This window comes from Ancylobacter defluvii, assembly GCF_018390605.1.
Taxonomy (GTDB): Bacteria; Pseudomonadota; Alphaproteobacteria; order Rhizobiales; family Xanthobacteraceae; genus Ancylobacter; species Ancylobacter defluvii.
Genome location: NZ_JAHBGD010000024.1, coordinates 672,399 through 699,323 on the forward strand (window position 1 = coordinate 672,399; position 26,925 = coordinate 699,323).

Here is a 26,925-nt window from a genome sequence, read left to right on the forward strand (position 1 = left end):
GGATTTGCTGCGTTGCGGCGCGGCGGGGTGACAGCGCTGCCCGCTCGGGCTAATCCATTGCGGGTACCGCCTTTCCCGCCCTGCTGCCCAGCGCAACGTCACGGTTCTTCCCGTTCATGTCGCTTTACCAGGCCGCCTTCTTCCTCCTCGCCCTGCTTTTCGTGCTTGTCGTTACCGCCCGTGGCCGGGTGCTGCCGCTGCTGGCGCTGCTCGTCGGCGCCGCCGGCTTCGGCTACGCGGCGGGCATGTCGACCAGCCACTTCACCAAGGCGTTCGGGCTCGGCTTCGCGCAAAGCGTGAACGGGCTCGGCCTCACCGTGCTGGCGGCGGCGTTCCTCGCCGCCATCGCCGATGCCGCCGGCGCCACCGCCTGGCTGAAGGAGAAGGCGCGGGGCTGGCGCAGCCGCTCGCTGCCGCTGGCGGTGGTCGGCCTGGTCTCCGGCGTCGCCTCGACGCCGGCCGCCGCCTTCGCCGTACTCACCCCGTTGTTGCGGGCGCTGGGTGGCGGGGCGCCGCGTCCGGCGCTCACTCTCGGCCTGTCGCTCTCCGGCGCACACGGCCTGCTCATCCCCGCGCCGGTGATGCTGGCGAACGCCACCATCCTCGCCGCCGACTGGGCGCTCACCCTCGCCTATGGTGTGCCGGTGGCGGTGCTGACGGTGCTGGTCGGGCTCGGCTTCGCCCGTGCCGCCGCCTCCGGCCGGCCGGTCGAGGCTGACACCAGCGTCGTGATGGACGGCGACAGCCTGCACGCGCCGAAGCGGGCGGCGCTGGCGCTGGTGCTGGTGAGCGTCGGACTGATCGCGCTGCTGATCACTCAGTCGCTCGGCGACATCGCTTCCGAGCCGTTGGGCGGCGGGTCCAACCGCGAATTCCTGCTGGCGCTCGGCCGGCCGCCGGTGCTGCTGCTGGCCGGCGTGGCGCTGATGCTGCTGGTGAGCTGGCATCGCGAGGCCGGCGGCCTCGGCGAACAGGGCTGGGTCGGGCGCGGCCTTGCCGGCGCCGCCGGGCTGATCCTGCTGATCGGCATCGCCGGTGGCCTCGCCAAGATGGCGCAGGAGACCGGCATGGCGGAGATGAACGCCGAGCGGCTGCTGGGCTGCCATCCGGCCGGCGCGCTGGCGCTGCTGCTGCCCTTCGCGCTCGCGGCGGTGATGAAGACGCTGCAAGGCTCCTCGCTGGTCGCCGCCATCACCGCGGCCGGCATGATGATGGAGCTCGCCGCACCGCTGGGCCTCGGCGATCCGGCCGGCCGGGCGCTCGCCGCGCTGGCCATCGGTGCCGGGGCGATGACAGTCTCGCACCTCAATGACGGGCTGTTCTGGCTGGTGGCCAGCGCCGGCCGCCTGTCGCCCACCGCGGCGGTGGCACGGTTCTCGCTGGGCACGGCGTTGCAGGGGGCGGTGGCGCTCGCTGCCCTGATCCTGCTGCGTTTGCTGTTTAGCTGAGCCTCGGGGAGAGCTTCCATGATCCGACGCCGCGACCTTCTGCTCGCCATGCCCGCCGGGCTGGCCGCCAGCGCGCTGCCGCGCGACCTCGTGCTGGCCCAGGCCGCACCGGCCGCCCCGGGACCGGAGCCGAAGCTCCCCGCCGGCTTCACCTTCGGTGCCTCGACCTCGTCCTACCAGATCGAGGGCGCGGTGAACGAGGACGGGCGCGGCCCCTCGGTCTGGGACACGTTCTCCCACACGCCCGGCCGCATCAAGGACGGCTCCAACGGCGATATCGCCTGCGACCACTATCGCCGCTTCGCCGAGGATGTGGAGCTGATGGCGCAGGCCGGGCTCGGCTCCTACCGCTTCTCCGTCGCCTGGCCGCGGGTGCAGCCAACCGGCGCCGGCGCCCCCAATGTGCCGGGCCTCGATTTCTACGACCGCCTCGTCGACCGGCTGCTGGCGCGCGGGGTGAAGCCGTTCGCCTGCCTCTACCACTGGGACCTGCCGCAGGCCTTGCAGGACAAGGGAGGCTGGACCAATCGCGACATCGTCCCGCGCTTCACGGAGTACGCGCAGCTGGTGGTCGCGCGGCTCGGCGACCGGGTGCCGCGCTGGGCGATGCTGAACGAGCCCTCGGTGCACGCCATCTTCGGCCACGCCTTCGGCAACCACGCGCCCGGCCTCACCGGCTGGAAGAACTACCTCGCCGCGCAGCACCACATGAACCTAGCGCAGGGCACGGCGATCCGGACGCTGCGGGCGGCGCACCCCAGGCTCGGCCTCGGCACGGTGTTCTCGCTGCAGCCGGTGCTGCCGGCGACCGGCAAGCCGGAGGACGCGCAGGCGGCGGTGCGCTTCGACGCCGCGTGGAACGGCAACAATCTCGACCCGCTGTTCCATGGCCGCTACCCGCAGATCAGCGCCGCCGACTTCGCGCCGTGGATCCGGGACGGCGACCTCGAGGCCATCAAGGTGCCGGTCGACTTCCTGGGGGTGAACTATTACGGCCGCGCCCATGTGGTCGACGATCCGAACGGCGTCATTGCCGGCGCCGGCTGGGGGCCGCACCCGCCGGGCACCCGCACCACCGCCATGGGCTGGCCGATCGAGCCGCACGGGCTCGTCGAGGTGCTGGCCCGGTTGCGCGACGACTATGGCAACCCGGCCAGCTTCGTCACCGAGAACGGCGCCGCCTATGACGACCCGGCACCGAAGCGCGGCACGGTGGACGATCCCGCCCGCACCGCTTTCATCCGCGAGCATCTGATCGCCTGCCAGCAGGCGATCGCGGAGGGCTGCGCGCTGAAGGGCTATTATGTCTGGTCGCTGCTCGACAATTTCGAATGGGCGGAGGGCTACAGCCGCCGCTTCGGCGTCATCCATGTCGATTTCGCCACGCTTCAGCGCACGCCGAAGGCCTCCTTCGCCTATCTGGCGGCGGTGGCGCGCGGCGCGCCGGCGGGCGGTATCGTCAGCGGCCCCTGAGGGCGGCGGGGGGCCTCGACATGCAACCGACACATATCTCGGTCAATTGACGCGTATTGATCGAACCGCCCAACTTCGTGCTACCTAACACCCTCCCGAGCCCCGCTTCGCGCGGAGCGTCACAGACCGAGCCGTGGCATGCGTACAGACGACCCCGCCGTTGCCGAGATCATCGATTTCATCTCCGCCGAGGTAGGGGTCGATTCGTCCCTGCTCACCCCGGACACGCCGGTGTCGGAGCTCGGCATTTCCTCGCTCGATCTCATCGAGACCATCTTCAAGCTCGAGGGCCGCTTCGGCATCGAAATTCCCAATGACGGCCCGCTCAACGGCACCGACGTCACCGTCGGCACGCTGGCCGATCATGTCGCGACGCTGATTCACGCCAAGCAGGCTGGCAGCGCCTGATGCGCCGCGTCGCGATCACCGGCCTCGGCTCGCTCTCCGCGCTCGGCAACGACGTCGCGGCGCATCTCGCCGGACTGAAGGCAGGCACGGTCGGCATCGGCCAGACCCAAGGCGTCGACGTCTCCTCGATGAAGACCCGCATCTCCGCCGAGGTGAAGGGCTTCAAGCCGGAAGAGCATTTCGAGCCGCGCCAGCTCGGCCTCATCGACCGCACCTCGCAATTCGCCGTCACCGTCGCCCGCCAGGCGCTGGCCGATGCCGGCCCGGCGCTGGAAGGCGCGGCGCGCCACCGCGTCGGCGCCATCTTCGCCGCCTCGGTCGGCTTCCATGCCGTCGACGACAGCTATCACAAGCTGTATTTCGACAAGGCGCCGCGGCCGCACCCCTTCACCGTGCCGCGCGCCATGCCGAGCGGGCAGGTGAGCCATGTCACCATGGATCTCGGCATTCACGGCCCGTCCTTCTCCATCGCCTCGGCCTGCTCCTCGGCGTCGCACTCGATCGGCACCGCCTTCCACATGATTCGCTCCGGCATGCTGGATGTGGCGGTGGCCGGCGGCGGGGAATCGCAGCTCACCTACGGCATGCTGAAGAGCTGGGAAGCCCTGCGGGTGCTGTCGGCCGACGGCTGCCGGCCGTTCTCCAAGGATCGCAACGGCCTCGTCATCGGCGAGGGCGCAGGCGCGATCGTGCTGGAGGAGATGGACCGCGCCATCGCCCGCGGCGCCCGCATCCATGCCGAACTGATCGGCTTCGGCATGAGCGCCGACGGCATGGACATCACCGCGCCGGACATGGCGAGCGCGGCGGCCTCGATGCGTTTCGCGCTGGAGGATGCCGGGCTGGCGCCGGAAGCGGTCGACTATGTCAGCGCCCACGGTACCGCCACCGCGCTCAACGACAAGACCGAGACGGCGGCGCTGCGGCTGGTCTTCGGCGCGCATCTCGGCAAGCTGCCGGTGTCCTCATCGAAGTCGCAATACGGCCACACGATGAACGCCTCGGGTGCGCTGGACTGCGTCACCACGGTGCTGGCGCTGCGCGAGGGCTTCCTGCCGCCGACCATGGGCTTCACCACGCCCGACCCCGATTGCGACCTCGACTGCGTGCCGAACGAAGCCCGCGCCGCCGCGCCGCAGATCGCGCTGTCGTCGAGCTTCGCCTTTGGCGGGCTCAATGCGGTGCTGGCGCTGAAGCGCTACCAGGGCTGAAGACTGCGGCCGCGTCGCTAGGCGGGCTGGACCTCCGCCCCCTCGACCTGGAAGGTGGCGGCGATCTCGTGCCCGACCAGCCGGTCGAACGCTTCCGCCAGCCCGGCGAGATGCGTGCGGCAGAAGCCGGCGATCTCGCGCGGCAGGCGGCCGAGCTCCTGCCGCCTAGCGATCAGCGTCAGATGGCGGGTGAAGGCCGGGCCGGGCAGCGGCCGGCAGGCGAGCCCGTCCAGCGCCACCGCCGCCTCCAGAATGCAGAGCGGGGTAGTGATGGCGAAGCCGCCGCTGGCGGCGACGCTCGCCGTCACTCCATAGGGGGTGTCGAATTCCAGCCGCCGCGGCAGATCGAGCCGCAGCCGCCGCAAATGCCGCTCCACCTCCATGCCGGTCTTGGAGCGGGCGGAGAAGCGCACCAGCGGCAGCGCCGCCGCCAGTTGCGCCAGATCGGCGGGCCGCGCCGGGACCGGCAGGGCGGCCGGCATCAGCAGCACATAGGGTTCGGTGAGCAGCGGCCAGCGCTCCAGCCCCTCGATCTCGTCGAGATCGTCGGCGCCGACCAGCAGATCGAGCTGGCGGGTGAGCAGCGCCCCGGCATGCGAGGCCGTGAGACCGGACAGGATCGACGCCTGCTCGGCCATCTCGCCGAGCTTGCCGGCCAGCGGCGCCATCAGCGCCCGCGACAGCGAATCGACGAGCCCGGCGCGCAGCAGCGGCAGGCGGGCATGCTCGGCCTCGCGCAGCAGCGGCGCGATCTGCCGGGCTTCCGAGAGCAGCGCGCTGGCCCGCTGGCGCAGCGCGCCGCCGGCGGCGGTGAGCGCCAGCGGCCGGGCGCCGCGATCGAACAGCGCAATACCGATGCGGCGCTCCAGCTCGGCAACGGCCTGCGAGACCGCCGGCTGGGTGAGCGCGAGGCGCCGCGCCGCCGCCGCCATGGAGCCGGCGTCGCAGACGGCGAGGAACATCTCCAGGGAGCGCAGATCGAAAGGCAGCGTATCGGCGGGCATGGGAGTCTCTCGAAGGGCGTCAGACGGACTGATCGTGAATGATTAGGCGGACCCAGCTCCCTCTCTCCGTCGGGGAGAGGGACAGCAAAGAAGCCGGCTTCGATGGTGGGACACGGAACACGATGAACCTCCGGCTGGTACTATAAGTAAAACTTATGTTATCACCGACATCGCCACGCTCTATAGCTCTATCGATAGAGTGAGCGAGCCGCCCGATGCGCTATTCCTTCCTCAGCCTTCTCAAGAACGGCCTCACCGGCCAGGCCGGGTGGAAACCCGCCTGGCGCGATGCCGCGCCGAAGCCGGCCTATGACGTGATCATCGTCGGCGGCGGCGGCCACGGCCTTGCCACCGCCTTCTACCTCGCCAGCGAGCACGGCATCCGCAACATCGCGGTGATCGAGAAGGGCCATATCGGCTCCGGCAATGCCGGGCGCAACACCACCATCATCCGCTCCAACTACCTGCTGCCGGGCAACGAGCCGTTCTACGAATGGTCGATGAAGCTGTGGGAGGGGCTGGAGCAGGCGCTGAACTACAACGCCATGGTCAGCCAGCGCGGCATCCTCAACCTCTACCATTCCGACGCCCAGCGCGACGCCTATGCGCGGCGCGGCAACGCCATGCGCCTCGCCGGCGCCGACAGCGAATTGCTGGACCGCGAGGGGGTGCGGGCCATGTACCCCTTCCTCGACTTCGACAATGCCCGCTTCCCGATCCAGGGCGGGCTGGCGCAGCGCCGTGGCGGCACCGCGCGCCACGACGCGGTGGTGTGGGGCTATGCCCGCGCCGCCGACCAGCTCGGCGTCGACATCGTGCAGAATTGCGAGGTGACGGGGTTCATCTCCGAAGGCGACGCCATCGTCGGGGTGGAGACGTCGCGCGGGGCCATCCGCGCCAAGAAGGTCGGGCTGGCGGTGGCCGGCTCCTCCTCGCGGGTGGCGAAGCAGGCCGGCCTCAGGCTGCCGATGGAGAGCCATGTACTGCAGGCCTTCGTCTCCGAGGGGCTGAAGCCGGTGGTCGACGGCGTCATCACCTTCGGCGCCGGGCATTTCTATATCAGCCAGTCCGACAAGGGCGGCCTGGTCTTCGGCGGCGATATCGACGGCTACAATTCCTATGCCCAGCGCGGCAACCTCCCGGTGGTCGAGGACGTCGCCGAGAGCGGCATGGCGCTGATGCCGCGCATCGGCCGGCTCAGGCTGCTGCGCATGTGGGGCGGCATCATGGACATGTCGATGGACGGCTCGCCGATCATCGACCGCACGCCGCGGCCGGGGCTCTACCTCAATTCCGGCTGGTGCTATGGCGGCTTCAAGGCGACGCCGGCCTCGGGCTGGTGCTTCGCGCACCTGCTCGCCACCGACGCCCCGCATGCGACCGGCACCGCCTTCAAGCTCGACCGCTTCCGCACCGGCCATCTCATCGACGAGAAGGGAGTCGGCGCCCAGCCGAACCTGCACTGATGCGCATCCCCTGCCCCTATTGCGGCGCGCGCGACGCCAGCGAGTTCGCCTATCTCGGCGACGCCACGCTCACCCGCCCCGATCCCGCCGCGCCGGACGCTGCCGACGCCTTTCACGATTACGTCTATCTGCGCGACAACCCGGCCGGCGCGCATTCGGAATGGTGGTACCACTCGGGCGGCTGCCGCCGCTGGCTGAAGGTGACGCGCGACACCACCAGCCACGCCATCGCCGGTGCCGAACTGGCGGGAGGCGCGAAATGAGCCGCCTCCCCTCCTCGGGTCTCGTCGACCGCACCCGCCCGCTGAATTTCAGCTTCGACGGCAAGAACTACCGGGGCTTTGCCGGCGATACCCTCGCCTCGGCGCTGCTCGCCAACCAGGTGCGCCTCGTCGGCCGCTCGTTCAAATATCACCGACCGCGCGGCATCCTCACCGCCGGGCCGGAAGAGCCGAACGCGCTGGTCGAGCTGCGCTCCGGCGCCCGCCGCGAACCCAACACCCGCGCCACCGTCGCCGAACTCTATGACGGGCTCGACGCCACCAGCCAGAACCGCTGGCCGTCGCTGGCGCTCGACGCGCTGAGCCTCAACGGCCTCGTGGCGCCGTTCCTCGGCGCCGGCTTCTACTACAAGACCTTCATGTGGCCGGCGAGCTTCTGGGAGAAGCTGTACGAGCCCGTAATCCGCCGCGCCGCCGGCCTCGGCCGCGCCGCCGAGGGCGAGGATCCCGACCATTACGAGAAGGCCAACGCCTTCTGCGACGTGCTCGTCATCGGCGCCGGCCCGGCCGGGCTGATGGCGGCGCTGGCCGCCGGCCGCGCCGGGGCCCGCGTCATTCTCGCCGACGAGGACTTCCTGGCCGGCGGCCGTCTCAATTCGGACGTCGCCCGCATTGGCGACGAGCCCGGTCCTGCTTTCGCGGCGCGGACGGTGGCCGAGCTTGCGAGCCTGCCCAATGTGCGGATCATGACCCGCACCAGCGTGTTCGGCGTCTATGATGGCGAATATGGTGCGGTGGAGCGGGTGTCGGACCACCTGGCTACTCCGGCGCCGTTCCAGCCGCGCCAGCTGCTGTGGAAGATCACCGCCAAGCGCGCCATCCTCTGTGCCGGCGCCACCGAGCGGCCGATCGTGTTCGGCGGTAATGACCGGCCGGGCGTGATGCTCGCCGGCGCCGCCCGCAGCTATGCCAACCGCTACGGCGTCGCCGTCGGCAAGAGCGTCGCTTTTTTTGCCAATAACGATTCCGCCTGGACCTCGGCCTTCGACCTGAAGGCGGCCGGCGTCAACGTCACCACGCTGATCGACATCCGCCGCGAGGTCGCCCCGGTTCTGGCCGCGCGGGCGAAGGCGCTCGGCATCGACGCGCGGACCGACACGCAGGTGACGGGCACCACCGGCCAGCCGATCGGCGGGGGGCTGACCGGCCTCGCCATCCGCACGGCCGGGCACGGCGGGCGCATTGCCGCCGACACGCTCGCCATGTCCGGCGGCTGGTCGCCGAGCGTGCACCTCACCTGCCATCACGGCGGCAAGCCGGTGTGGCGGGACGACATCGCCGCCTTCGTGCCGGGCGGCATCCCGCCGGGGATGACGGTGGCCGGCGCGGCGCGCGGCACCTACGGGCTCGGCGACATCCTCGCGGAGGGCGCGCGCCAGGGTGGCGAGGCGGCAGGCGATCTCGGCTTCGCGGCCTCCCTCCCCGCTTTGCCGCCCACCGAGGAGACCCCGGCCGGCATCACCGCCTTCTGGCATGTGCAGGGCTCGAAGGGGCCGGCCTTCGTCGACCAGCAGAACGACGTCACCGCCAAGGATCTCGGCATCGCCTTCAAGGAAGGCTTCCGCGCGGTGGAGCTGATGAAGCGCTACACCACGCTCGGCATGGCGACCGACCAGGGCCGCACCTCCAACGTCAACGGCCTCGCCATCATGGCCGAGCTGACGGGTGCCAGCATCATGGAGACCGGCACCACCATCTTCCGCCCGCCCTATACGCCGGTGTCGCTCGGCGTGCTCGGCGGCCACCACCGCGGCAAGGACTTCCGCCCGACCCGCCTTACCCCGACCCATGCCTGGGCGGCGGAACGGGGCGCGGTGTTCATCGAGACCGGACCGTGGCTGCGGGCGCAGTATTTCCCCAAGGCCGGCGAGGCCGACTGGCTGACCACCGTCAACCGTGAGGTGAAGGCGGTGCGCGCCTCGGTCGGGCTGATCGACGTCTCCACCTTCGGCAAGATCGACCTGCAGGGACCGGATGTCGGCGCCTTCCTCGACCGGGTCTACATCAACACCTTCTCGACGCTGGCGGTGGGCAAGGCGCGCTACGGGGTAATGCTGCGCGAGGACGGCATCGTCATGGACGACGGTACTACCGCGCGCCTCGGGCCTGAGCACTATGTGATGACCACCACCACGGCGAATGCTGCCAAGGTCTATCAGCATCTCGAATTCTGCCTGCAGGTGCTATGGCCGGAGCTCGACGTGACGCTGGCCTCGGTGTCCGAGCAATGGGCGCAGATCGCCATTGCCGGGCCGCGTTCGCGCGAGGTGCTGGCGCGGGTAGTGGATGCCGGCGTCGATGTCTCGAACGAGGGCCTGCCCTTCATGGGCGCCGTCGAGCGCACGGTGATGGGCGGGGTGAAGGCGCGGCTGTTCCGCCTCTCCTTCTCCGGCGAGCTCGGCTATGAGATCGCGGTGCCGGCACGCCAGGGCGAGGCGCTCGCCCGCGCGCTGATGGCGGCGGGCGAGGAATTCGGCATCACGCCCTATGGCATCGAGGCACTGGGCGTGATGCGCATCGAGAAGGGGCACGTGTCGGGCAACGAGCTTTCGGGCCAGACCAGCGCCGGCGATCTCGGCTTCGGCAAGATGGCCTCGACCAAGAAGGACTATATCGGCCGAGTCCTCGCCGCCCGGCCGGGCATCGCCGATCCCGAGCGCCCGTGCCTCATCGGCTTCAAGCCGGTGGATCCGTCGCAGCGGCTGCGAGCCGGCGCGCACTTCCTGAAGCTCGGCGCGCCGGCCGACATGGCGCATGACGAGGGCTACATGACCTCGGTCGCCCATTCGCCGCATCTCGGCCACTGGATCGGCCTCGGGCTTTTGAAGAACGGGCCGCAGCGCATCGGCGAGCGGGTGCGCGCCTATGACCCGGTGCGCGGCAACGACTTCGAGGTCGAGGTGTGCTCGCCCGGCTTCATCGATCCGAACGGGGAGCGGCTGCGTGGCTGACCTCACCTTCCTCCCGCCCGCCGACTTCCTGCCCGTCCGGAGGCCCTGTCCATGACATCCGCGCTCGACGCTCTCCCGGTCACGCAGATGCCGCCGGACGGCCATTACGGCCCGGCCGGCAAGCATGGCGTGACCGCCCGGATCTTCGATCCGCCGGCGCTCGCCACACTCGCCGCCCGCCACGGTGCCGGCGCGGCGCTCAGCGCGGCGGCGCGGGTGGAACTCGGCCTCGACCTTGCCGACGCGCCACGCCTGTCCCGCGCCAATGGCCTCACCGCCATCGGCACCGGCCCGGGTCGCTGGTTCCTCCTCGCCGAGGCACCGGAGGACCTGCCGGCCCACCTCGCCGCGCTCGCCCCGCATGCGGCGATCACCGAGCAGACCGATGCCATGGTCGGCTTCGAGCTTTCCGGCCCGCATGTGCGCGACCTGCTCGCCAAGGGCGTGACGGTAGATCTCGACCCATCGGTGTTTCCACCCGGCGCGGCGGCGACCAGCAATGTCGCGCATATCAACACCAGCTTCTGGCGCGAGCCGGGCGACGAGCGCTTCGTCTTTCTCGCTGGACGCAGCTACGCCGTGGCCTTTGCACGCTTCCTTGTCGCCTCCGGCGCCGCATTCGGGCTCGAACTCGTCCATCGAGGTTGAGGGCGGCGCGAAGCGCGCTTCCCTCCCGACCGCATCTCCCCTAAAACCCGCGCCGAAACGCCTTCGCCCGAGCCGCCGATACCCGCGGCGCCGGGCGCAGAGCGGCGAGCCGACGAGAACCGCCATGACCGACGCTACCGCTACCGAGAGCTACATCCTCACCCTCTCCTGCCCGGACCGCCCCGGCATCGTCGCCGGCGTCGCCAATTTCCTGTTCGAACATGGCTGCAACATCCTCGAGGCGCAGCAGTTCGACGACACCGAGAGCGGCCGCTTCTTCATGCGCGTCTCCTTCGAACGCGTCGCGGGCGAGAGCACGCTGGACAGCCTGAAGACGGATTTCGCTGCGGTGGCCGACACGTTCAGCCTGAGCTGGCGGCTGCGCCTGCGCTCGCAGAAGCAGAAGGTGATGCTGCTGGTCTCGAAATTCGACCATTGCCTCGCTGACCTGCTCTATCGCTGGCGCATCGGCGAGATCCCGATGGAGATCACCGCCATCGCCGCCAACTACCCGCGCGAGACCTACGCCCATCTCGATTTCGACGGCATCCCGTTCCATTACCTACCGATCACCAAGTCGACCAAGATGGAGCAGGAGGCGCAGCTCTGGGAGCTGTTCCAGAAGACCGGCTCGGAAGTCGCGGTGCTCGCCCGCTACATGCAGGTGCTCTCCGACGGGCTGTCGGCCAAGCTGTCGGGGCGCTGCATCAACATCCACCACTCCTTCCTGCCCGGCTTCAAGGGCGCCAAGCCCTATCACCAGGCGCATGCGCGGGGGGTCAAGCTCATCGGCGCCACCGCACATTACGTGACCTCCGACCTCGACGAGGGCCCGATCATCGAGCAGGACGTCGAGCGCATCACCCATCAGGATTCCGCCGAGGCGCTGGTACGCAAGGGCCGCGACATCGAGCGCCGCGTGCTCGCCCGCGCGCTCGCCTGGCATCTCGACGACCGGGTACTCACCAACGGCCACAAGACCGTGGTCTTCCGCGACTGATCTTTGCGCGACTGACGCTTTACGAGGACGACATGGTCGAGACCCGCATCATCGACGGCAAGGGCTTCGCGGAGGAGCTGCGCAAACGGATCGCCGGCGAGGTCGCCGACTTCAGGGCGGCGACCGGCGTCACACCCGGCCTTGCGGTGGTGCTGGTGGGCGAGGACCCGGCGAGCGCGGTCTATGTCCGCAACAAGGGCAAGCAGACGCTTGAGGCCGGCATGGCGTCCATCGAGCACAAGCTGCCGGAAACGGTCGCCGAGGCGGAACTGCTGGCGCTGGTCAATGCGCTGAACACCGATCCGGCGGTGCACGGCATCCTCGTGCAGTTGCCGCTGCCCGGCCATATCGATGCGCAGAAGGTGCTCGCCACCATCGATCCGGCCAAGGATGTCGACGGCTTCCATGTGGTGAATGCCGGCCGCCTCGCGGTGGGGCTCGACGCGCTGGTGCCCTGCACCCCGCTTGGCTGCGTGATGCTGCTGAAGCACCATCTCGGCAGCCTCGCCGGCGCGCGGGCGGTGGTGGTGGGGCGCTCGAACATCGTGGGGAAACCCCTGGCGCAGCTGCTGCTTCGCGAGGACGCAACCGTCACCATCGCCCATTCGCGCACCCGCGACCTGCCGGAGGAGTGCCGGCGCGCCGATATATTGATCGGCGCGGTCGGGCGGCCGGAGATGATCCGCGGCGCCTGGATCAAGCCGGGCGCGACGGTGATCGATGTCGGCATCAACCGGGTGGAGAAGGCCGGCGGCGGTACGCGGCTGGTCGGCGACGTCGCCTTCGACGAGGCGCAGGGCATTGCCGGGCTGATCACCCCGGTGCCGGGCGGCGTCGGTCCGATGACCATCGCCTGCCTGCTGCAGAACACGCTGACTGCTGCGAAGCGGCTGGTGGCGGGCTGAGGGGAGCAGGGCGGAACGTGCCACTGCCTCTTCCCGTCTGAACCACCTGACCCAGTTGGCAGCTCCCTCTCCCCGTGGGGGAGAGGGGTGGGGTGAGGGGCGGACCGCTCTCATGCTCCGCAGCAGCCCTCACCCTCACCGACCCGCTGCGCGGGCCACCTCTCCCCACCGGGGAGAGGAAATTGAAGAGGTCCATGTCGCGAACCCTTCACTGCAAAACATGGAAACGCCCGCGACGGTCTCCCGTCGCGGGCGTTTTGCTTTCGGGATCGATCCGCTCAACGCTCGATGTCGACGTCCTTGGTCTCCGGGCCGAGCAGCAGCGCGACCAGCGTGATGCAGGCCATCGACGAGAGATAAACGCCAACCCAGAAGGGCGAGCCGCCACCATAGCGCCACAGCATCACCGCGATGAACGGCGCCACCGCCGCGCCGAGGATCGACGACACGTTGTAGGAGATGCCCGAGCCGGTGTAGCGCACATTGGCCGGGAACAGTTCCGGCAGCAGCGCGCCCATCGGGCCGAAGGTCATGCCCATCAGCGTGAAGCCGAGGATCAGCCACGCCATAACCCCGACCGGGCCGGCGGCGAGCATCGGCACCCACAGGAAGCCGAAGGCGATGATGCCGAGCGTGATCCAGATCAGCGTGCGACGGCGGCCCCAGCGGTCGGCCCACGGGCCGGAGAGCAGGGTGAAGATGCCGAAGAACACCACGCCGCCGATCATCATCAGCACAAAGGTGGTGTAGTCATAGCCGAGGCCCGGCACCGGCCCGCCGGGGGCGGCGCGGCCGAAGCTGAGCGAGAAGGTGGTCATCAGATAGAACAGCACATAGGTCGCCAGCATATAGAAGGTGCCGAGCACGATCTCGCGGAAGTGGTTCTTGAAGGCGCTGGCAAGCGGCAGACGGGTGACCTTGCCCTTCTGCACGGTCTTCTCGAAGGCGGCGCTCTCGACGAGGTTGAGCCGCACCCACAGACCGACGATCACCATGACGATCGAGAACAGGAAGGGGATGCGCCAGCCCCATTCCAGGAAGGCCTGCGAGGGCCGCGAGGGATCGTCGGAGGGGAGCAGCGCCGCGATGATCAGGAACAGCCCGTTGGCGACGATGAAGCCGATCGGCGCGCCGAGCTGCGGGAAGGTGCCATAGACGGCGCGCTTGCCGGGCGGGGCGTTCTCGGTGGCGACCAGCGCCGCACCGCTCCATTCGCCACCGAGCGCGAAGCCTTGGGCAAGACGCATGACGACCAGCAGTGCCGGGGCGATCCAGCCGGCCATCTCATAGGTCGGCAGCGCGCCGATGAGGAAGGTGGCAATGCCCATGGTCAGCAGGGCGCCGACCAGCGTCGCCTTGCGGCCGCGCTTGTCGCCGAGATGGCCGAAGAAGATCGCACCGAGCGGACGCGCGACCATCGCCGCGCCGAAGATGCCGAGGGAGGCGAGCAGCGCTGCGGTGTCGTCGCCGGCCGGGAAGAACAGATGCGGGAACACCAGCACCGCCGCGGTGGCGTAGACGTAGAAATCGTAGAACTCGATCGTGGTGCCGATCAGGCTGGCGAGAATGACGCGGGAGCGCGGATTGGCGACGGCCGGATCGGCCCGCTCCGCGGTAGCTGCTAGGGACATGGTCGAAAAGGCTCCGTAGGTGACGCCGCCCATCGGGAGGCACGGCGCCAGACGAAAGCGGGGCGGGACAGACGTCGATCCACGCCCAACGCGATTGACGCCCGTCATATACCCAGCCGCCGGCGGAATGAACCTCCGACACGGCTACACTTATAATTCTATGGTCGCATATGCCGAACGGCACGACATATTCTTGCGCCGGCGCGATGCACCGGCGGCGATCACGCCCGCGACATGCGGTTCCAGGCGTCGAGGCCGGCAATCTTGTAGGCCTCGGCCAGGGTCGGATAGTTGAAGGTGTTCTCGATGAAGTAGTCGATGGTGCCCTTGAGGTTCAGCACCGCCTGGCCGATGTGGATCAGCTCGGTGGCGCCCTCGCCGACAATGTGCACACCGAGCAGCCGGCGGGTCTTCACCGAGAAGATCATCTTCATCATGCCGGTGTTGAGGCCCATGATGTGGCCGCGCGAGGTCTCGCGGAAGCGGGCGATGCCGCATTCATAGGGGATCTCGCGCCGGCGCACCTCTTCCTCGCTCATGCCGACGGTGGACATTTCCGGCACCGAATAGATGCCATAGGGGAAGAATTCCGGCGGCGGCGGCGGCTCCAGCCCGAAGGCGTGGCAGGCGGCGACGCGGCCCTGCTCCATCGAGGTGGAGGCCAGGCTGGGAAAGCCGATGACATCCCCGGCGGCGTAGATGTGCGGCACCGAGGTCTGCAAGGTCTTCGGATCGACCTGGAGCCGGCCGCGATGGTCGACATCGAGCCCCGCGGCACCGAGATTGAGCGTATCGGTGGCGCCGACGCGGCCGGCGGCGAACAGCAGCATCTCGGTGGTGACGGTGCGCCCGTCGCTCAGCCGGCAGATCGGGCGACCATCATTGCCGAGCTCGATGGCGGCGACCTTCGAGCCGAGCCGCAGCGCGACGTTGCGGTCGCGCAACTCGTGGGTGAACTCCTCGATCAGTTCCTTGTCGATGAAGTCGAGGAAGCTGTTGCGCGGCTCGATCAGCGTCACCTGCACGTCGAGCGCGCTGAAGATGGTGGCGTATTCGACGCCGATCACTCCGGCGCCAATCACCGCGAGACTGCGCGGCAGGCGCGGCAATTCGACGATCTCGTCGCTGTCGAAGACGTTGACGCCGTCGAACGGCACGTAATCCGGCCGGAACGGGCGCGTTCCGACGGCGATAAGGAAATTCCCGCCGGAGACGGTGGTATGCTCGCCGGTCTCGCTGGTGATCTCGATATCATAGGGGGACACGAAGCGCGCCGCACCACGCGCGGTCTTCACGCCGTTGCGGCTGAACTGATGTTCCAGCACGTCGACCTCGTGATCGAGGGTCTTGTGCAGCCGGGCCAGCAGGTCGGACGCGCCGATGTCCTGCTTCACCCGGTAGGAGCGGCCATAGAAGCCGCGCTCGCGCCAGCCGGACAGGTTGAGCACGGTCTCGCGCAGCGTCTTGGAGGGGATAGTGCCGGTATGCACCGAGACGCCGCCGACCCGGCGTCCCTTCTCGACCACCAGCACCGATTTGCCCAGCTTGGCAGCCTGCACCGCGGCACGGCGGCCGGAAGGACCGCTGCCGATGACGATCATCTCATAGTCATGCATGGGTCGCCGTCGCTCCTGCAGGCCTCGCCTCTGCCCAATGCACGATGAATGCCAAGCCGGTATGACGTTCCGCGTTTTCGCCCCGACATTTCCCGGCTAGAAACAAGGCAGGACGAGCGTGAGGGAGACGGGCCTTGGCGGGACAGCGGCGGCAGGCGGAAGGCGACGGCACCAAGGAGGCCGCCGGAGCGGAAATCGCCGGCGGGGAGGACCTGCGCACCGGATCGGGGGCGCCGGCCACCAATGAGCGCACGCTGGAACAGGCGCTCGGCTTGCAGGTGCGCGCGATCCGCCGCGAGCTGGACCTCACCGTCTCCGACCTCGCCAGTGCCGCCGGCATCTCGGTCGGCATGCTCTCCAAGATCGAGAACGGTCTGATCTCGCCCTCGCTCGGCACGTTGCAGGCGATTTCCTCGGTGCTGAACGTGCCGATCTCCAGCCTGTTCTCCGGCTTCGAGGAGAAGCGCGACTGCTCCTTCGTGCCCGCCGGACAGGGGGTGCATATCGAGCGGCGCGGCACCAAGGTCGGCCATCAATACGAGCTGCTGGGCCACGCGCTCGGCGGCGAGGTGGCGGTGGAGCCGTATCTCATCACGCTCAGCGAGGAGGCGGTGCCCTATACCGGCTTCCGCCATGCCGGGGTGGAGTTCATCCACATGCTCAGCGGCGAGGTGAACTATCGCCACGGCGACCGCACCTATCACCTGCGGCCAGGCGATTCGCTGATGTTCGACAGCGCCGCCACCCATGGGCCGGAGGAACTGCTGGTGCGGCCGATGACCTATCTGTCGATCATCATCTACCCGCGCGATCCACTCTGAAAGCCGGCACCGGCCCTCCACACCGACATTTCCTCACAGGAAAATTTTATTCTCGATCCATTGACGCCCATCCGACTTCTTCGTACATCTCCGCCACGAACAACCGAGATGGTTTGCGGGGAGACGCGCTTCATGTGCGGGATTGTCGGCCTCTTCATCAAGGATCCGAAGCTGGAGCCGCAGCTTGGCGCCATGCTGGCGGAAATGCTGGACGTCATGTGCGATCGCGGGCCGGATTCGGCCGGTTTCGCCGTCTATGGATCGGGCTCGGACGGCACGGTGAAGCTCACCCTGCGTGGCCCGGCCGGCACCGATTTCGCCGCCATCGGCGCGGCGCTCGGCCATGCGGTGACGGCGCGCGATACTCATGCGGTGCTCACCGTGCCGGCGGCGGACGAGGCCGCGACCCGCGCCGCCATCGCCGGGCGCTTCCCGGAGATCAGCGTGGTCGGCGCCGGCAGCCGGATGGAGCTCTACAAGGAGGTCGGCCTGCCCGCCGATGTCGCCCGGCGCTTCAAGCTGGAGACGATGAGCGGCACCCACGCCATCGGCCACACCCGCATGGCGACCGAAAGCGCGGTGACCACCGACGGCGCCCACCCCTTCTCCACCGGCCCCGACCAGTGCCTGGTGCATAACGGCTCGCTGTCGAACCATGCCGGCCTGCGCCGCCGGCTGGAGCGTGAGGGTCTGACGCTGACCACCGAGAACGACAGCGAAGTGGCCGCCGCCTATCTCACCTACCGCATGCGGCAGGGCGATACGCTCGGGCAGGCGCTGGAGCATTCGCTCGGCGATCTCGACGGCTTCTACACCTTCGTGGTCGGCACCGAGAGCGGCTTCGGCGTGCTGCGCGACCCGATCGCCTGCAAGCCGGCCGTCATGGCCGAGACTGACGAATATGTCGCCTTCGGCTCGGAATACCGCGCGCTCGCCGGCCTGCCCGGCATCGAGAATGCCCGCGTGTGGGAGCCGGAGCCGGCTAAAGTCTATTTCTGGGACCGCGCAGCATGAACCTTTCCCTGAAGCAGGCCGGTGACGTCGCCGGCACCAAGCTGGTCGACCTGTCGACCTCCAGCGTGCGCGAGCTGAACGCCGCGCTGCATGCCCTCGCCGCCGACACCAACGAGACCTTCTGGAAGGTGGCGCATCCCAACGGACGCCACGCCATCGCCGCCGGCCTCGATGCCGCCATCGACATCGAGATCGACGGGCCGGTCGGCTATTACTGCGCCGGCATGAACAAGCGCGGCCGCGTCATAGTGAACGGCAATGCCGGCGTCGGCGTCGGCGAGAACATGATGAGCGGCTTTATCCATGTGAAGGGCGATGCCAGCCAGTCGGCCGGCGCCACCGCGCATGGCGGGCTGCTGGTGATCGACGGCAACGCCTCGGCGCGCTGCGGCATCTCGATGAAAGGCATCGACATCGTGGTGAAGGGCTCGGTCGGCCACCTCTCGGCCTTCATGGGCCAGGCCGGCACCCTCACCGTGCTGGGCGACGCCGGCGAGGCGCTGGGCGACAGCCTCTATGAGGCGAAGCTGTTCGTGCGCGGCAGCGTCGCCGGCCTTGGCGCCGACTGCATCGAGAAAGAGATGCGCGACGAGCACAAGGCGCTGCTGGCGTCGAAGCTCGAAGCCGCCGGCATTCTCGGCGAGGTCGATATAGGCGAGTTCCGCCGCTACGGCTCGGCCCGCACGCTCTACCATTTCCACGTCGACAACGTGTCGAGCTACTGAGGGCGCGCGATGACCGACCACAGCAACACCCCGCGCACCACCCCCCGCGCCTCGGCCACCTTCGACGAATACACCCTGTCGGAGATCCGCCGCGCCGCCGCCACCGGCATTTACGACATCCGTGGCGCCGGGGCGAAGCGCAAGCTGCCGCATTTCGACGACCTGCTGTTCCTCGGCGCCTCAATGTCGCGCTACCCGCTTGAGGGTTACCGCGAGAAGTGCTCGACCGAGGTGCTGCTCGGCACCCGCTTCGCCAAGAAGCCGATTGAGCTGAAGATCCCGATCACCATTGCCGGCATGAGCTTCGGCTCGCTTTCGGCCAACGCTAAGGAAGCGCTCGGGCGCGGCGCCTCGGCGATGGGCACCTCGACCACCACCGGCGACGGCGGCATGACCAATGAGGAGCGCGGGCATTCCACCCAGCTCGTCTACCAGTACCTGCCCTCGCGCTACGGCATGAACCCGGACGATCTCAAGCGCGCCGACGCCATCGAGGTGGTGGTCGGCCAGGGCGCCAAGCCCGGCGGCGGCGGCATGCTGCTCGGCCAGAAGATCACCGAGCGCGTCGCCGGCATGCGCACCCTGCCCGTCGGCATCGACCAGCGCTCGGCCTGCCGCCATCCGGACTGGACCGGGCCGGACGACCTCGAGATCAAGATCGAGGAACTGCGCGAGATCACCGACTGGGAGAAGCCGATCTATGTGAAGGTCGGCGCCGCACGTCCCTATTACGACACCGCGCTCGCCGTGAAGTCGGGCGCCGACGTGGTGGTGGTCGACGGCATGCAGGGCGGCACCGCCGCCACGCAGGAGATCTTCATCGAGCATGTTGGCATCCCGACGCTGGCGGCGGTGCGGCAGGCGGTGAAGGCGTTGCAGGATCTCGGCATGCACCGCAAGGTGCAGCTCGTCGTCTCCGGCGGCATCCGCAACGGCGCCGACGTGGCCAAGGCGCTGGCGCTCGGCGCCGACGCAGTGGCGATCGGCACGGCGGCGCTGGTGGCGCTCGGCGACAACGACCCGCACTGGCAGGGCGAGTACGAGAAGCTCGGCACCCATGCCGGCGCCTATGACGACTGGCACGAGGGCCGTGACCCGGCCGGCATCACCACCCAGGACCCCGAGCTGATGAAGCGGCTCGACCCGGTCGCCGCCGGCCGCCGGCTCGCCAACTACCTCGCGGTGCTGACGCTGGAGTGCCAGACCATCGCCCGCGCCTGCGGCAAGAGCCACGTGCACAACCTCGAGCCGGAGGACCTCGTCGCGCTCACCATCGAGGCCGCCGCCATGGCGAACGTGCCGCTGGCCGGCACCAACTGGATCCCCGGCAGCAACGGGACTTTCTGATCGGATGCCGCGCTTCGGCGCGGCATTTGCATTTTCATCGCTTCAACGAGCCTTCAACGGGCCGGGGAACAGCACGAACACCGATTGCAGCAGGACCGCGACATATGGCCAACGATCTCGCTCACGCCGCCAAAGAACTCGGCATCAAGTATTTCCTGATCTCCTATGTCGACCTGTTCGGGGCGCTGCGCGCCAAGCTGGTGCCGGCACAGGCGATAGGCGGGATGCAGAAGGCCGGCGCGGGCTTTGCCGGCTTCGCCACCTGGCTCGACATGAGCCCGGCCGATGCCGATCTGTTCGCGGTGCCGGATGCCGGCAGCCTGATCCAGCTGCCCTGGAAGCCGGAAGTCGGCTGGCTGGCCTCCGATCTGGTGATGAACGACGAGCTGGTGGCGCAGGCCCCGCGCAACGTGCTGAAGAGCACCATGCTCGGCGCCGAATCCATCGGCTACCAGATGAAGACCGGCGTCGAGTGCGAGTTCTTCCTCACCACGCCGGACGGCGCGAAGATCTCCGACGCTTCCGACAACGCCACCAAGCCCTGCTACGACCAGTCCGCCCTGATGCGCCGCTACGAGGTGATAAAGGAAATCTGCGACTGCATGCTCACCCTCGGCTGGGGGCCATACCAGAACGACCACGAGGACGCCAACGGCCAGTTCGAGATGAACTGGGACTTCGACGACGCCCTCGTCACCGCCGACCGGCACGTGTTCTTCAAGTACATGGCGCGCTCCATCGCCGAGAAGCACGGGCTGCGCGCCACCTTCATGCCCAAGCCGTTCATCGACCTCACCGGCTCAGGCTGCCACATGCACACCTCGCTGTGGCAGGGCGACACCAATTTGTTCGAGGACGAGGATGGCGAGCTCGGCGTCTCCGACCTCTGCTACAATTTCATCGGCGGGTTGATCCACTCGGCCGACGCCATGTGCGCCTTCACCAACCCGACGGTGAACTCCTACAAGCGTATCAACGCGCCGCGCACCGTCTCCGGCGCTACCTGGGCGCCTAACACCGTCACCTATACCGGCAACAACCGCACCCACATGATCCGCATCCCCGATGCGGGCCGGCTGGAATTGCGGCTGCCGGACGGCGCGGCCAACCCCTATCTGGCGCCCGCCGCCATGCTGGCCGCCGGCCTTGACGGCATCCAGAACCAGCGTGATCCGGGCAAGCGCCTCGACATCAACATGTACACCGACGGCCACAAGGTGCGCGGCGCCAAGAAGCTGCCGCTCAACCTGCTTGACGCCCTGCGGGCGCTGGAGAAGTCGAACGTGCTGCGCAACGCGCTGGGCGCGCCGGTGGTCGACGGCTTCCTCAAGCTGAAGCACGAGGAATGGAACGCCTATTCGCGCCACCTCACCCAGTGGGAGCGCGACAACACGCTGGATATCTGAGGCGGGGTCGCCTTTATCGGAACGGCATCATGCCCGGCCTCGTGCCGGGCATTTTGTTTTGGGTAGTAGCAGCCAAGCTATCCCTCTCCCCGTCGGGGAGAGTTGGCCCGCGAAGCGGGTCGGCGAGGGGGGACGACATCGGGAAGCGTTGAGACCCCTCACCCCAGTCCTCTCCCCCACGGGGAGAGGGAAGCTCCTCACCTCCCCATCACGTCCCTCAGGGACGGAGGCTCTGCCCCCCACCCGCTCACTCCCCTACCTCGAACGGCACCACGCCGCGCCGATCCGGGTCGAGCACGATTTCGCGATCGAGCGGCGGGAAGGCCCGGTCCGGGCATTGGGTGCGCGGGCAGATGCGGCAATTGACGCCCAGCGGCGCGATGCCGGCGGCCTTCAGGTCTATCCCGTCGGCATAGACGATCTCCCCGGCATAGGAGAGCTCGCAGCCGATGCCGAGCGCGTAGCGCCGCTCGCGCTGGCCGAAGCGCTGGGCCGGCTTGGCCGTTCCCCGCGCCAGGCAGAGATAGCGCACCCCATCCGGCATCTCGCCGAGCTGCGCCAGCAGCTTCGAGGGTTGCTCGAAGGCCTCGTGCACGTTCCACACCGGGCAGGCTCCGCCATAGCGGGCGAACTGGAAGCGGGTGGCACTGTGACGCTTGATGACGTTGCCGGCGCGATCGACCTTGAGGAAATAGAACGGCACCCCCTTCTCGCCCGGCCGTTGCAGGGTCGAGAGCCGATGACAGACCTGCTCGAGGCTGGCACCGGTGATGGCCGCGAGAAGATCGAGATCGTGCCGCTTCTCGCGCGCCAGCCGAGCGAAGCGGCGATAGGGCAGGATCAGCGCCCCGGCATAATAGTTCTGCAAGGACAGCCGGCACACCTCGCGGGCGGCGGTGCTGCGGAAGCCCGCCTCCGTCACGTGAGCGTCGATCAGCTCGCCCTGTTCGAAGCGGGCGATCAGCGTGGCGAGACGGAAGAGCCGGCTGGCGGGATCGAGCCCGCGCGCGAGCGTCGCCACCCGGCGGTGACGGTCGAAGCGCAAAAGCGGCGCGTCGACCGCATCGGGCGGCGCGGTCTCGACGCCGATATCGTGGCGCTCGCGCAAATGCCGCTCCAGCACCGCACCGGCATCCGGACGGGCGAACAGGTCGAGCGCCGCGCTCATTTCCTCCGCCGCCCGGTCGAGGCCGTCGACATAGTTGTCGATGTAGTGGAAATGGTCGCGCACCTCCTCATAGGGCGCGAGGTTGCGCGCCTCGCCCTCCGCCTCGCCGCCGGCGGCCGCCAAGGTGACCGCATCGTCGAGCGCGGCGCGCCGCTCCACCAGCCGCCGCATCGCGCCGTGCAGGCGCAGGAAGGCGTGGGCGAAGGCCGGGGCGTGGGTGGTGGCGTTCTTCAGATCCTGCAGGCTCGGCTCCAGCCCGCGGAACACCGGATCGGCCAGCGCCTCGCGCAGATCGGCGACGATGCGGTCGAGGTCGTCGGCGCCGAAGCGGGTGATGTCGAGATCGAAGATGCGACCGATGGCGAGCAGCACCGCCGCGGTGAGCGGGCGCTGGTTGCTCTCGATCTGGTTGATGTAGCTCGGCGACAGCGAAAGCCGCCGGGCGAAATCCATCTGGGTAAGGCCGAGCCTTTCGCGCAGATTGCGCACCGCATGGCCGGCGAATACCTTCTTTGACATCGGCGTCTCCCGAGGTGGGCGCCCTGATACAACCTCATCCGGAGGTGCGAGCGCAGCGAGCCTCGAAGGATGCTCGTCCAGGCGCACCCGGTGGACCATCCTTCGAAGCCCGGCCGATGGCCGGGCACCTCAGGATGAGGTTCATCGGGAAATGACGGAGTGCGACTTCGCCTCGCCGCTACCCATCGTCGATCTTGTGAAATTTTTACAAATTTACGATCCGCATTTTCACAGCTTATCGTGCGGGTCACAAGGGCTTAGAAGAAGTGCAACGACCGGGCGCCCATCCGACTTTCCAGTTGGCGCCCCCGAGAAGGTGCCTGCCATGAAGCATATCCTCGACGAACTCGACCAGCGCCGCGCCGATGCCCGCCTGGGGGGCGGCGAGAAGCGCATCGCCGCCCAGCACAAGCGTGGCAAGCTCACCGCCCGCGAGCGCATCGAGCTCCTGCTCGACAGCGGCTCCTTCGAGGAGTTCGACACCTTCGTCGAGCATCGCTGCACCGATTTCGGCATGGAGAAGGTGAAGACCCCCGGCGACGGCGTGGTCACCGGCTGGGGCACGGTCAATGGCCGGCAGGTCTTCGTGTTCGCCAAGGACTTCACGGTGTTCGGCGGCTCGCTATCGGAGGCTCATGCCGCCAAGATCACCAAGATCCAGGACATGGCGCTCAAGACCCGCTCGCCGATCATCGGCCTGTTCGATGCCGGCGGGGCGCGCATCCAGGAAGGCGTCGCCGCGCTCGGCGGCTATGGCGAGGTGTTCAAGCGCAACGTCGTCGCCTCCGGCGTCATCCCGCAGATCTCGGTGATCATGGGTCCGTGCGCCGGCGGCGACGTCTATTCGCCGGCGATGACCGACTTCATCTTCATGGTGCGCGACACCTCCTACATGTTCGTCACCGGCCCGGATGTGGTGAAGACCGTCACCAATGAGACCGTCACCGCCGAGGAGTTGGGCGGCGCCAAGGTGCACACGTCCAAGTCCTCGGTCGCCGATGGTGCCTTCGACAATGATGTCGAATGCCTCCTCCAGATGCGCCGGCTGATCGACTTCCTGCCGGCCAACAACCAGTCCGGCGTGCCGCAATGGCCGAGTTTCGACGATGGCGAGCGGCTCGACGCCTCGCTCGACACGCTGGTGCCGGATAATCCGAACAAGCCCTACGACATCAAGGAGCTGATCGGAAAAGTCGTCGACGAGGGCGACTTCTTCGAGATCCAGGCCACGTTCGCCGGCAACATCGTCACCGGCTTCGGCCGCGTCGAGGGCCGCACGGTCGGCATCGTCGCCAACCAGCCGATGGTGCTGGCCGGCGTGCTCGACTCGGATGCCTCGCGCAAGGCGGCGCGCTTCGTGCGCTTCTGCGACGCCTTCGAGATCCCGATCCTCACCTTCGTCGACGTGCCGGGATTTTTGCCCGGCACGGCGCAGGAATATGGCGGGCTGATCAAGCATGGCGCCAAGCTCTTGTTCGCCTATTCGCAGGCCACCGTGCCGCTGATCACCGTGATTACCCGCAAGGCCTTCGGCGGCGCTTATGACGTGATGGCCTCCAAGCATGTCGGCGGCGACGTCAACTATGCCTGGCCGACGGCGCAGATCGCGGTGATGGGCGCCAAGGGGGCGGTGGAGATCATCTTCCGCGCCGACATCGACGATCCCGCCAAGATCGCCGCGCGCACCAAGGAATATGAGCAGCGTTTCCTCTCGCCCTTCGTGGCGGCCGAGCGCGGCTATATCGACGAGGTGATCGCGCCACGCACCACCCGCAAGCGCATCGCCCGCGCGCTCGCCATGCTGCGCTCCAAGCATGTCGAGGCGCCCATGAAGAAGCACGACAACCTGCCGCTGTGAGGCTCCGTAATGTTCAGTAAGATCCTCATCGCGAACCGTGGCGAGATCGCCTGCCGCGTCATCAAGACCGCCCGCCGCATGGGCATCAAAACCGTCGCGGTCTATTCCGATGCCGACAAGGATGCGCTGCACGTCTCCATGGCGGATGAAGCGGTGCATATCGGCGCCGCGCCGGCCGCGCAGTCCTATCTCTTGATCGACCGCATCATCGCCGCCTGCAAACAGACCGGCGCCGAGGCGGTGCATCCCGGCTACGGCTTCCTGTCCGAGCGCGCTGCCTTCCCGGAAGCGCTCGCGAAGGAAGGCATCGTCTTCATCGGCCCCAACCCCGGCGCCATCGAGGCGATGGGCGACAAGATCGAATCCAAGAAGGCCGCCGCCGCCGCGAATGTCTCCACCGTCCCCGGCTATCTCGGCGTGATCGAGGATGCCACGCAGGCGGCGACCATCGCCGACGAGATCGGCTATCCGGTGATGATCAAGGCTTCGGCCGGCGGTGGCGGCAAGGGCATGCGCATCGCCCATTCCCGCGACGAGGTGCAGGACGGCTTCGACCGTGCCCGCTCGGAGGCCAAGTCCTCCTTCGGCGACGACCGGGTGTTCGTCGAGAAATTCATCGTCGACCCGCGCCACATCGAGATCCAGGTGCTCGGCGACAAGCACGGCAACGTCGTCTATCTCGGCGAGCGCGAATGCTCGATCCAGCGCCGCAACCAGAAGGTCATCGAGGAAGCCCCCTCGCCGCTGCTCGACGAGGCGACTCGCCGGAGGATGGGCGAGCAGGCCGTCGCGCTGGCGAAAGCGGTGAACTATGACAGCGCCGGCACGGTGGAGTTCGTCGCCGGGCAGGACAAGTCGTTTTACTTCCTTGAGATGAACACCCGCCTGCAGGTGGAGCATCCGGTCACCGAACTCATCACCGGCATCGATCTGGTCGAGCAGATGATCCGCGTCGCCGCAGGCGAGCCCCTCGCTTTCACCCAGGCCGATGTGAAGCTGAAGGGCTGGGCGGTGGAGAGCCGCGTCTATGCCGAGGATCCCTATCGCAATTTCCTGCCCTCGATCGGCCGCCTTACCCGCTATCGTCCCCCAGTCGAGGGAGTGAAGGAGGGCGTCACGGTACGCAACGATACCGGCGTCTATGAGGGCGGCGAGATCTCGCTCTATTACGACCCGATGATCGCCAAGCTGATCACCCACGCGCCGACGCGGGCGCAGGCGATCGAGGCGCAGGCTGACGCGCTCGATGCTTTCGCCATTGACGGCATCCAGCACAACATCCCCTTCCTCTCGGCGCTGATGGACCATCCGCGCTGGCGCGAGGGACAGCTGTCCACCGGCTTCATCGCCGAGGAATACAGGGGCGGTTTCGCCGGCGCGGGGCTGACGCCTGCCCTCACCCGCCGCCTCGCCGCGGTGGCGGCGGTGATCGACAATATCGGCAATGCCCGCAAGCGGGCGATCTCCCAGCAATTGCCGGGACGCGTCGTGGAGTTCCAGCATCGCCGGGTGGTGCGGCTGGGCGAAGTGTCGCTGTGCTGCGAAGTCGACCGCGCGGCCGGCGGTTTCATCGTCACCGTCCTCGATCCGCAAGGGCGCCCGGCCGGCACGCATGAGCTGCGCTCGGGCTGGAAGCCGGGAGAGCCGGTCTGGCAGGGGACATTCGACGATGACCGGATCAGCGTGCAGGTGCGCCCGCGGCTGAACGGCGTCGCGCTTGGCCATCGCGGCGTGGCGGTGGCGGCGGTCGTCTATACCGAGCGCGAGGCCGAGCTGGCCGCCCTGATGCCCGAGAAGCTGGAGCCCGGCAGCGGCAAGCAACTGCTCTGCCCGATGCCGGGGCTGGTGGTTTCCATCGCCGTCTCCGAAGGGCAGGAGGTGAAGGCCGGCGAGGCGCTCGCCGTCGTCGAGGCGATGAAGATGGAGAACGTGCTGCGCGCCGAGCGCGACGCCACGGTGAAGAAGGTGCTCGCCAAGGCCGGCGACAGCCTCGCCGTCGATGCCGTCATCCTCGAATTCGCCTGA

At 68.4% G+C, this 26,925-nt stretch carries 21 protein-coding genes; 17 read left to right on the forward strand and 4 right to left on the reverse strand.

Features of this window, described 5'->3' with window-relative positions; translation table 11 throughout:
- Positions 1-116: 116 nt before the first annotated feature.
- The 4 genes from KHC24_RS19350 to KHC24_RS19365 all read left to right on the forward strand — a co-directional run bounded on the left by KHC24_RS19350 (position 117) and on the right by KHC24_RS19365 (position 4,540).
- Positions 117-1,448 carry a GntT/GntP/DsdX family permease gene (locus KHC24_RS19350; RefSeq protein WP_213364930.1) on the forward strand — a complete coding sequence of 444 codons (1,332 nt, stop codon included), beginning with the start codon at positions 117-119 and terminating at the stop codon, positions 1,446-1,448.
- An 18-nt stretch (positions 1,449-1,466) separates the two neighbouring features.
- On the forward strand, positions 1,467-2,921 hold the full coding sequence (locus KHC24_RS19355) for a GH1 family beta-glucosidase (RefSeq protein ID WP_213364931.1): 1,455 nt from the start codon (positions 1,467-1,469) through the stop codon (positions 2,919-2,921).
- 138 nt (positions 2,922-3,059) lie between these two features.
- Positions 3,060-3,329, forward strand: a complete 270-nt coding sequence (locus tag KHC24_RS19360) for an acyl carrier protein (RefSeq protein WP_213364932.1) — start codon at positions 3,060-3,062, stop codon at positions 3,327-3,329.
- Positions 3,329-4,540 carry a beta-ketoacyl-[acyl-carrier-protein] synthase family protein gene (locus tag KHC24_RS19365; RefSeq protein WP_246547160.1) on the forward strand — a complete coding sequence of 404 codons (1,212 nt, stop codon included), beginning with the start codon at positions 3,329-3,331 and terminating at the stop codon, positions 4,538-4,540. Before KHC24_RS19360 ends, KHC24_RS19365 begins: the two co-directional genes overlap by 1 nt.
- A gap of 17 nt (positions 4,541-4,557) precedes the next feature.
- Here KHC24_RS19365 and KHC24_RS19370 read toward each other — a convergent pair whose 3' ends face one another.
- Positions 4,558-5,544 carry a LysR family transcriptional regulator gene (locus KHC24_RS19370; protein ID WP_213364933.1) on the reverse strand — a complete coding sequence of 329 codons (987 nt, stop codon included), beginning with the start codon at positions 5,542-5,544 and terminating at the stop codon, positions 4,558-4,560.
- A gap of 215 nt (positions 5,545-5,759) precedes the next feature.
- On the opposite strand from KHC24_RS19370, the gene KHC24_RS19375 reads away from it, so the two are divergent.
- The 6 genes from KHC24_RS19375 to folD all read left to right on the forward strand — a co-directional run bounded on the left by KHC24_RS19375 (position 5,760) and on the right by folD (position 12,795).
- Entirely contained in the window at positions 5,760-7,010 is a 1,251-nt protein-coding gene (locus KHC24_RS19375) for a sarcosine oxidase subunit beta family protein (RefSeq protein WP_213364934.1), read from the forward strand.
- Positions 7,010-7,273, forward strand: a complete 264-nt coding sequence (locus tag KHC24_RS19380) for a sarcosine oxidase subunit delta (protein ID WP_213364935.1) — start codon at positions 7,010-7,012, stop codon at positions 7,271-7,273. Before KHC24_RS19375 ends, KHC24_RS19380 begins: the two co-directional genes overlap by 1 nt.
- The gene (locus KHC24_RS19385; RefSeq protein ID WP_213364936.1) at positions 7,270-10,242 is read left to right on the forward strand and encodes a sarcosine oxidase subunit alpha family protein; all 2,973 of its coding nucleotides are present in this window, start codon (positions 7,270-7,272) and stop codon (positions 10,240-10,242) included. The genes KHC24_RS19380 and KHC24_RS19385 overlap by 4 nt, the downstream gene beginning before the upstream one ends.
- 51 nt (positions 10,243-10,293) lie before the next feature.
- A complete protein-coding gene (locus KHC24_RS19390; RefSeq protein ID WP_213364937.1) occupies positions 10,294-10,890 on the forward strand; it encodes a sarcosine oxidase subunit gamma in 597 nt (198 codons plus the stop codon).
- A gap of 124 nt (positions 10,891-11,014) precedes the next feature.
- Entirely contained in the window at positions 11,015-11,890 is an 876-nt protein-coding gene (purU, locus tag KHC24_RS19395; RefSeq protein ID WP_213364938.1) for a formyltetrahydrofolate deformylase, read from the forward strand.
- A gap of 32 nt (positions 11,891-11,922) precedes the next feature.
- On the forward strand, positions 11,923-12,795 hold the full coding sequence (gene folD, locus KHC24_RS19400) for a bifunctional methylenetetrahydrofolate dehydrogenase/methenyltetrahydrofolate cyclohydrolase FolD (protein ID WP_213364939.1): 873 nt from the start codon (positions 11,923-11,925) through the stop codon (positions 12,793-12,795).
- A 278-nt stretch (positions 12,796-13,073) separates the two neighbouring features.
- Here the strand turns inward: folD and KHC24_RS19405 are convergent, their stop codons facing one another.
- On the reverse strand, positions 13,074-14,426 hold the full coding sequence (locus KHC24_RS19405) for an MFS transporter (RefSeq protein WP_213364940.1): 1,353 nt from the start codon (positions 14,424-14,426) through the stop codon (positions 13,074-13,076).
- 221 nt (positions 14,427-14,647) lie between these two features.
- Positions 14,648-16,042 (reverse strand): Si-specific NAD(P)(+) transhydrogenase, encoded by a 1,395-nt coding sequence (sthA, locus tag KHC24_RS19410; protein WP_213364941.1) that lies wholly within the window; start codon positions 16,040-16,042, stop codon positions 14,648-14,650.
- 134 nt (positions 16,043-16,176) lie between these two features.
- Here sthA and KHC24_RS19415 point away from each other — a divergent pair, with 134 nt between their 5' ends.
- From KHC24_RS19415 to glnT, 5 genes are all read left to right on the forward strand, one after another.
- Complete coding sequence (locus KHC24_RS19415; protein ID WP_373878582.1) at positions 16,177-16,863, forward strand: helix-turn-helix domain-containing protein; 687 nt, start codon at positions 16,177-16,179, stop codon at positions 16,861-16,863.
- Positions 16,864-16,995: 132 nt separating this feature from the next.
- Positions 16,996-17,877: a class II glutamine amidotransferase gene (locus tag KHC24_RS19420; protein ID WP_213364942.1), complete on the forward strand. Its 882-nt coding sequence runs from the start codon at positions 16,996-16,998 to the stop codon at positions 17,875-17,877.
- The gene (locus tag KHC24_RS19425) at positions 17,874-18,602 is read left to right on the forward strand and encodes a GltB/FmdC/FwdC-like GXGXG domain-containing protein (protein WP_213364943.1); all 729 of its coding nucleotides are present in this window, start codon (positions 17,874-17,876) and stop codon (positions 18,600-18,602) included. The genes KHC24_RS19420 and KHC24_RS19425 overlap by 4 nt, the downstream gene beginning before the upstream one ends.
- A gap of 9 nt (positions 18,603-18,611) precedes the next feature.
- Positions 18,612-19,949, forward strand: a complete 1,338-nt coding sequence (locus KHC24_RS19430) for an FMN-binding glutamate synthase family protein (RefSeq protein WP_213364944.1) — start codon at positions 18,612-18,614, stop codon at positions 19,947-19,949.
- Positions 19,950-20,053: 104 nt separating this feature from the next.
- Positions 20,054-21,355, forward strand: coding sequence for a type III glutamate--ammonia ligase (gene glnT, locus KHC24_RS19435; RefSeq protein ID WP_213364945.1), 1,302 nt, complete (start codon positions 20,054-20,056; stop codon positions 21,353-21,355).
- A gap of 247 nt (positions 21,356-21,602) precedes the next feature.
- On the opposite strand, the gene KHC24_RS19440 is transcribed toward glnT, so the two are convergent.
- The gene (locus KHC24_RS19440) at positions 21,603-23,042 is read right to left on the reverse strand and encodes a helix-turn-helix domain-containing protein (RefSeq protein WP_213364946.1); all 1,440 of its coding nucleotides are present in this window, start codon (positions 23,040-23,042) and stop codon (positions 21,603-21,605) included.
- 325 nt (positions 23,043-23,367) lie between these two features.
- Between KHC24_RS19440 and KHC24_RS19445 the strand changes: the two genes are divergently transcribed.
- Complete coding sequence (locus KHC24_RS19445) at positions 23,368-24,900, forward strand: acyl-CoA carboxylase subunit beta (RefSeq protein WP_213364947.1); 1,533 nt, start codon at positions 23,368-23,370, stop codon at positions 24,898-24,900.
- A 9-nt stretch (positions 24,901-24,909) separates the two neighbouring features.
- Positions 24,910-26,925: an acetyl-CoA carboxylase biotin carboxylase subunit gene (locus tag KHC24_RS19450; RefSeq protein ID WP_213364948.1), complete on the forward strand. Its 2,016-nt coding sequence runs from the start codon at positions 24,910-24,912 to the stop codon at positions 26,923-26,925.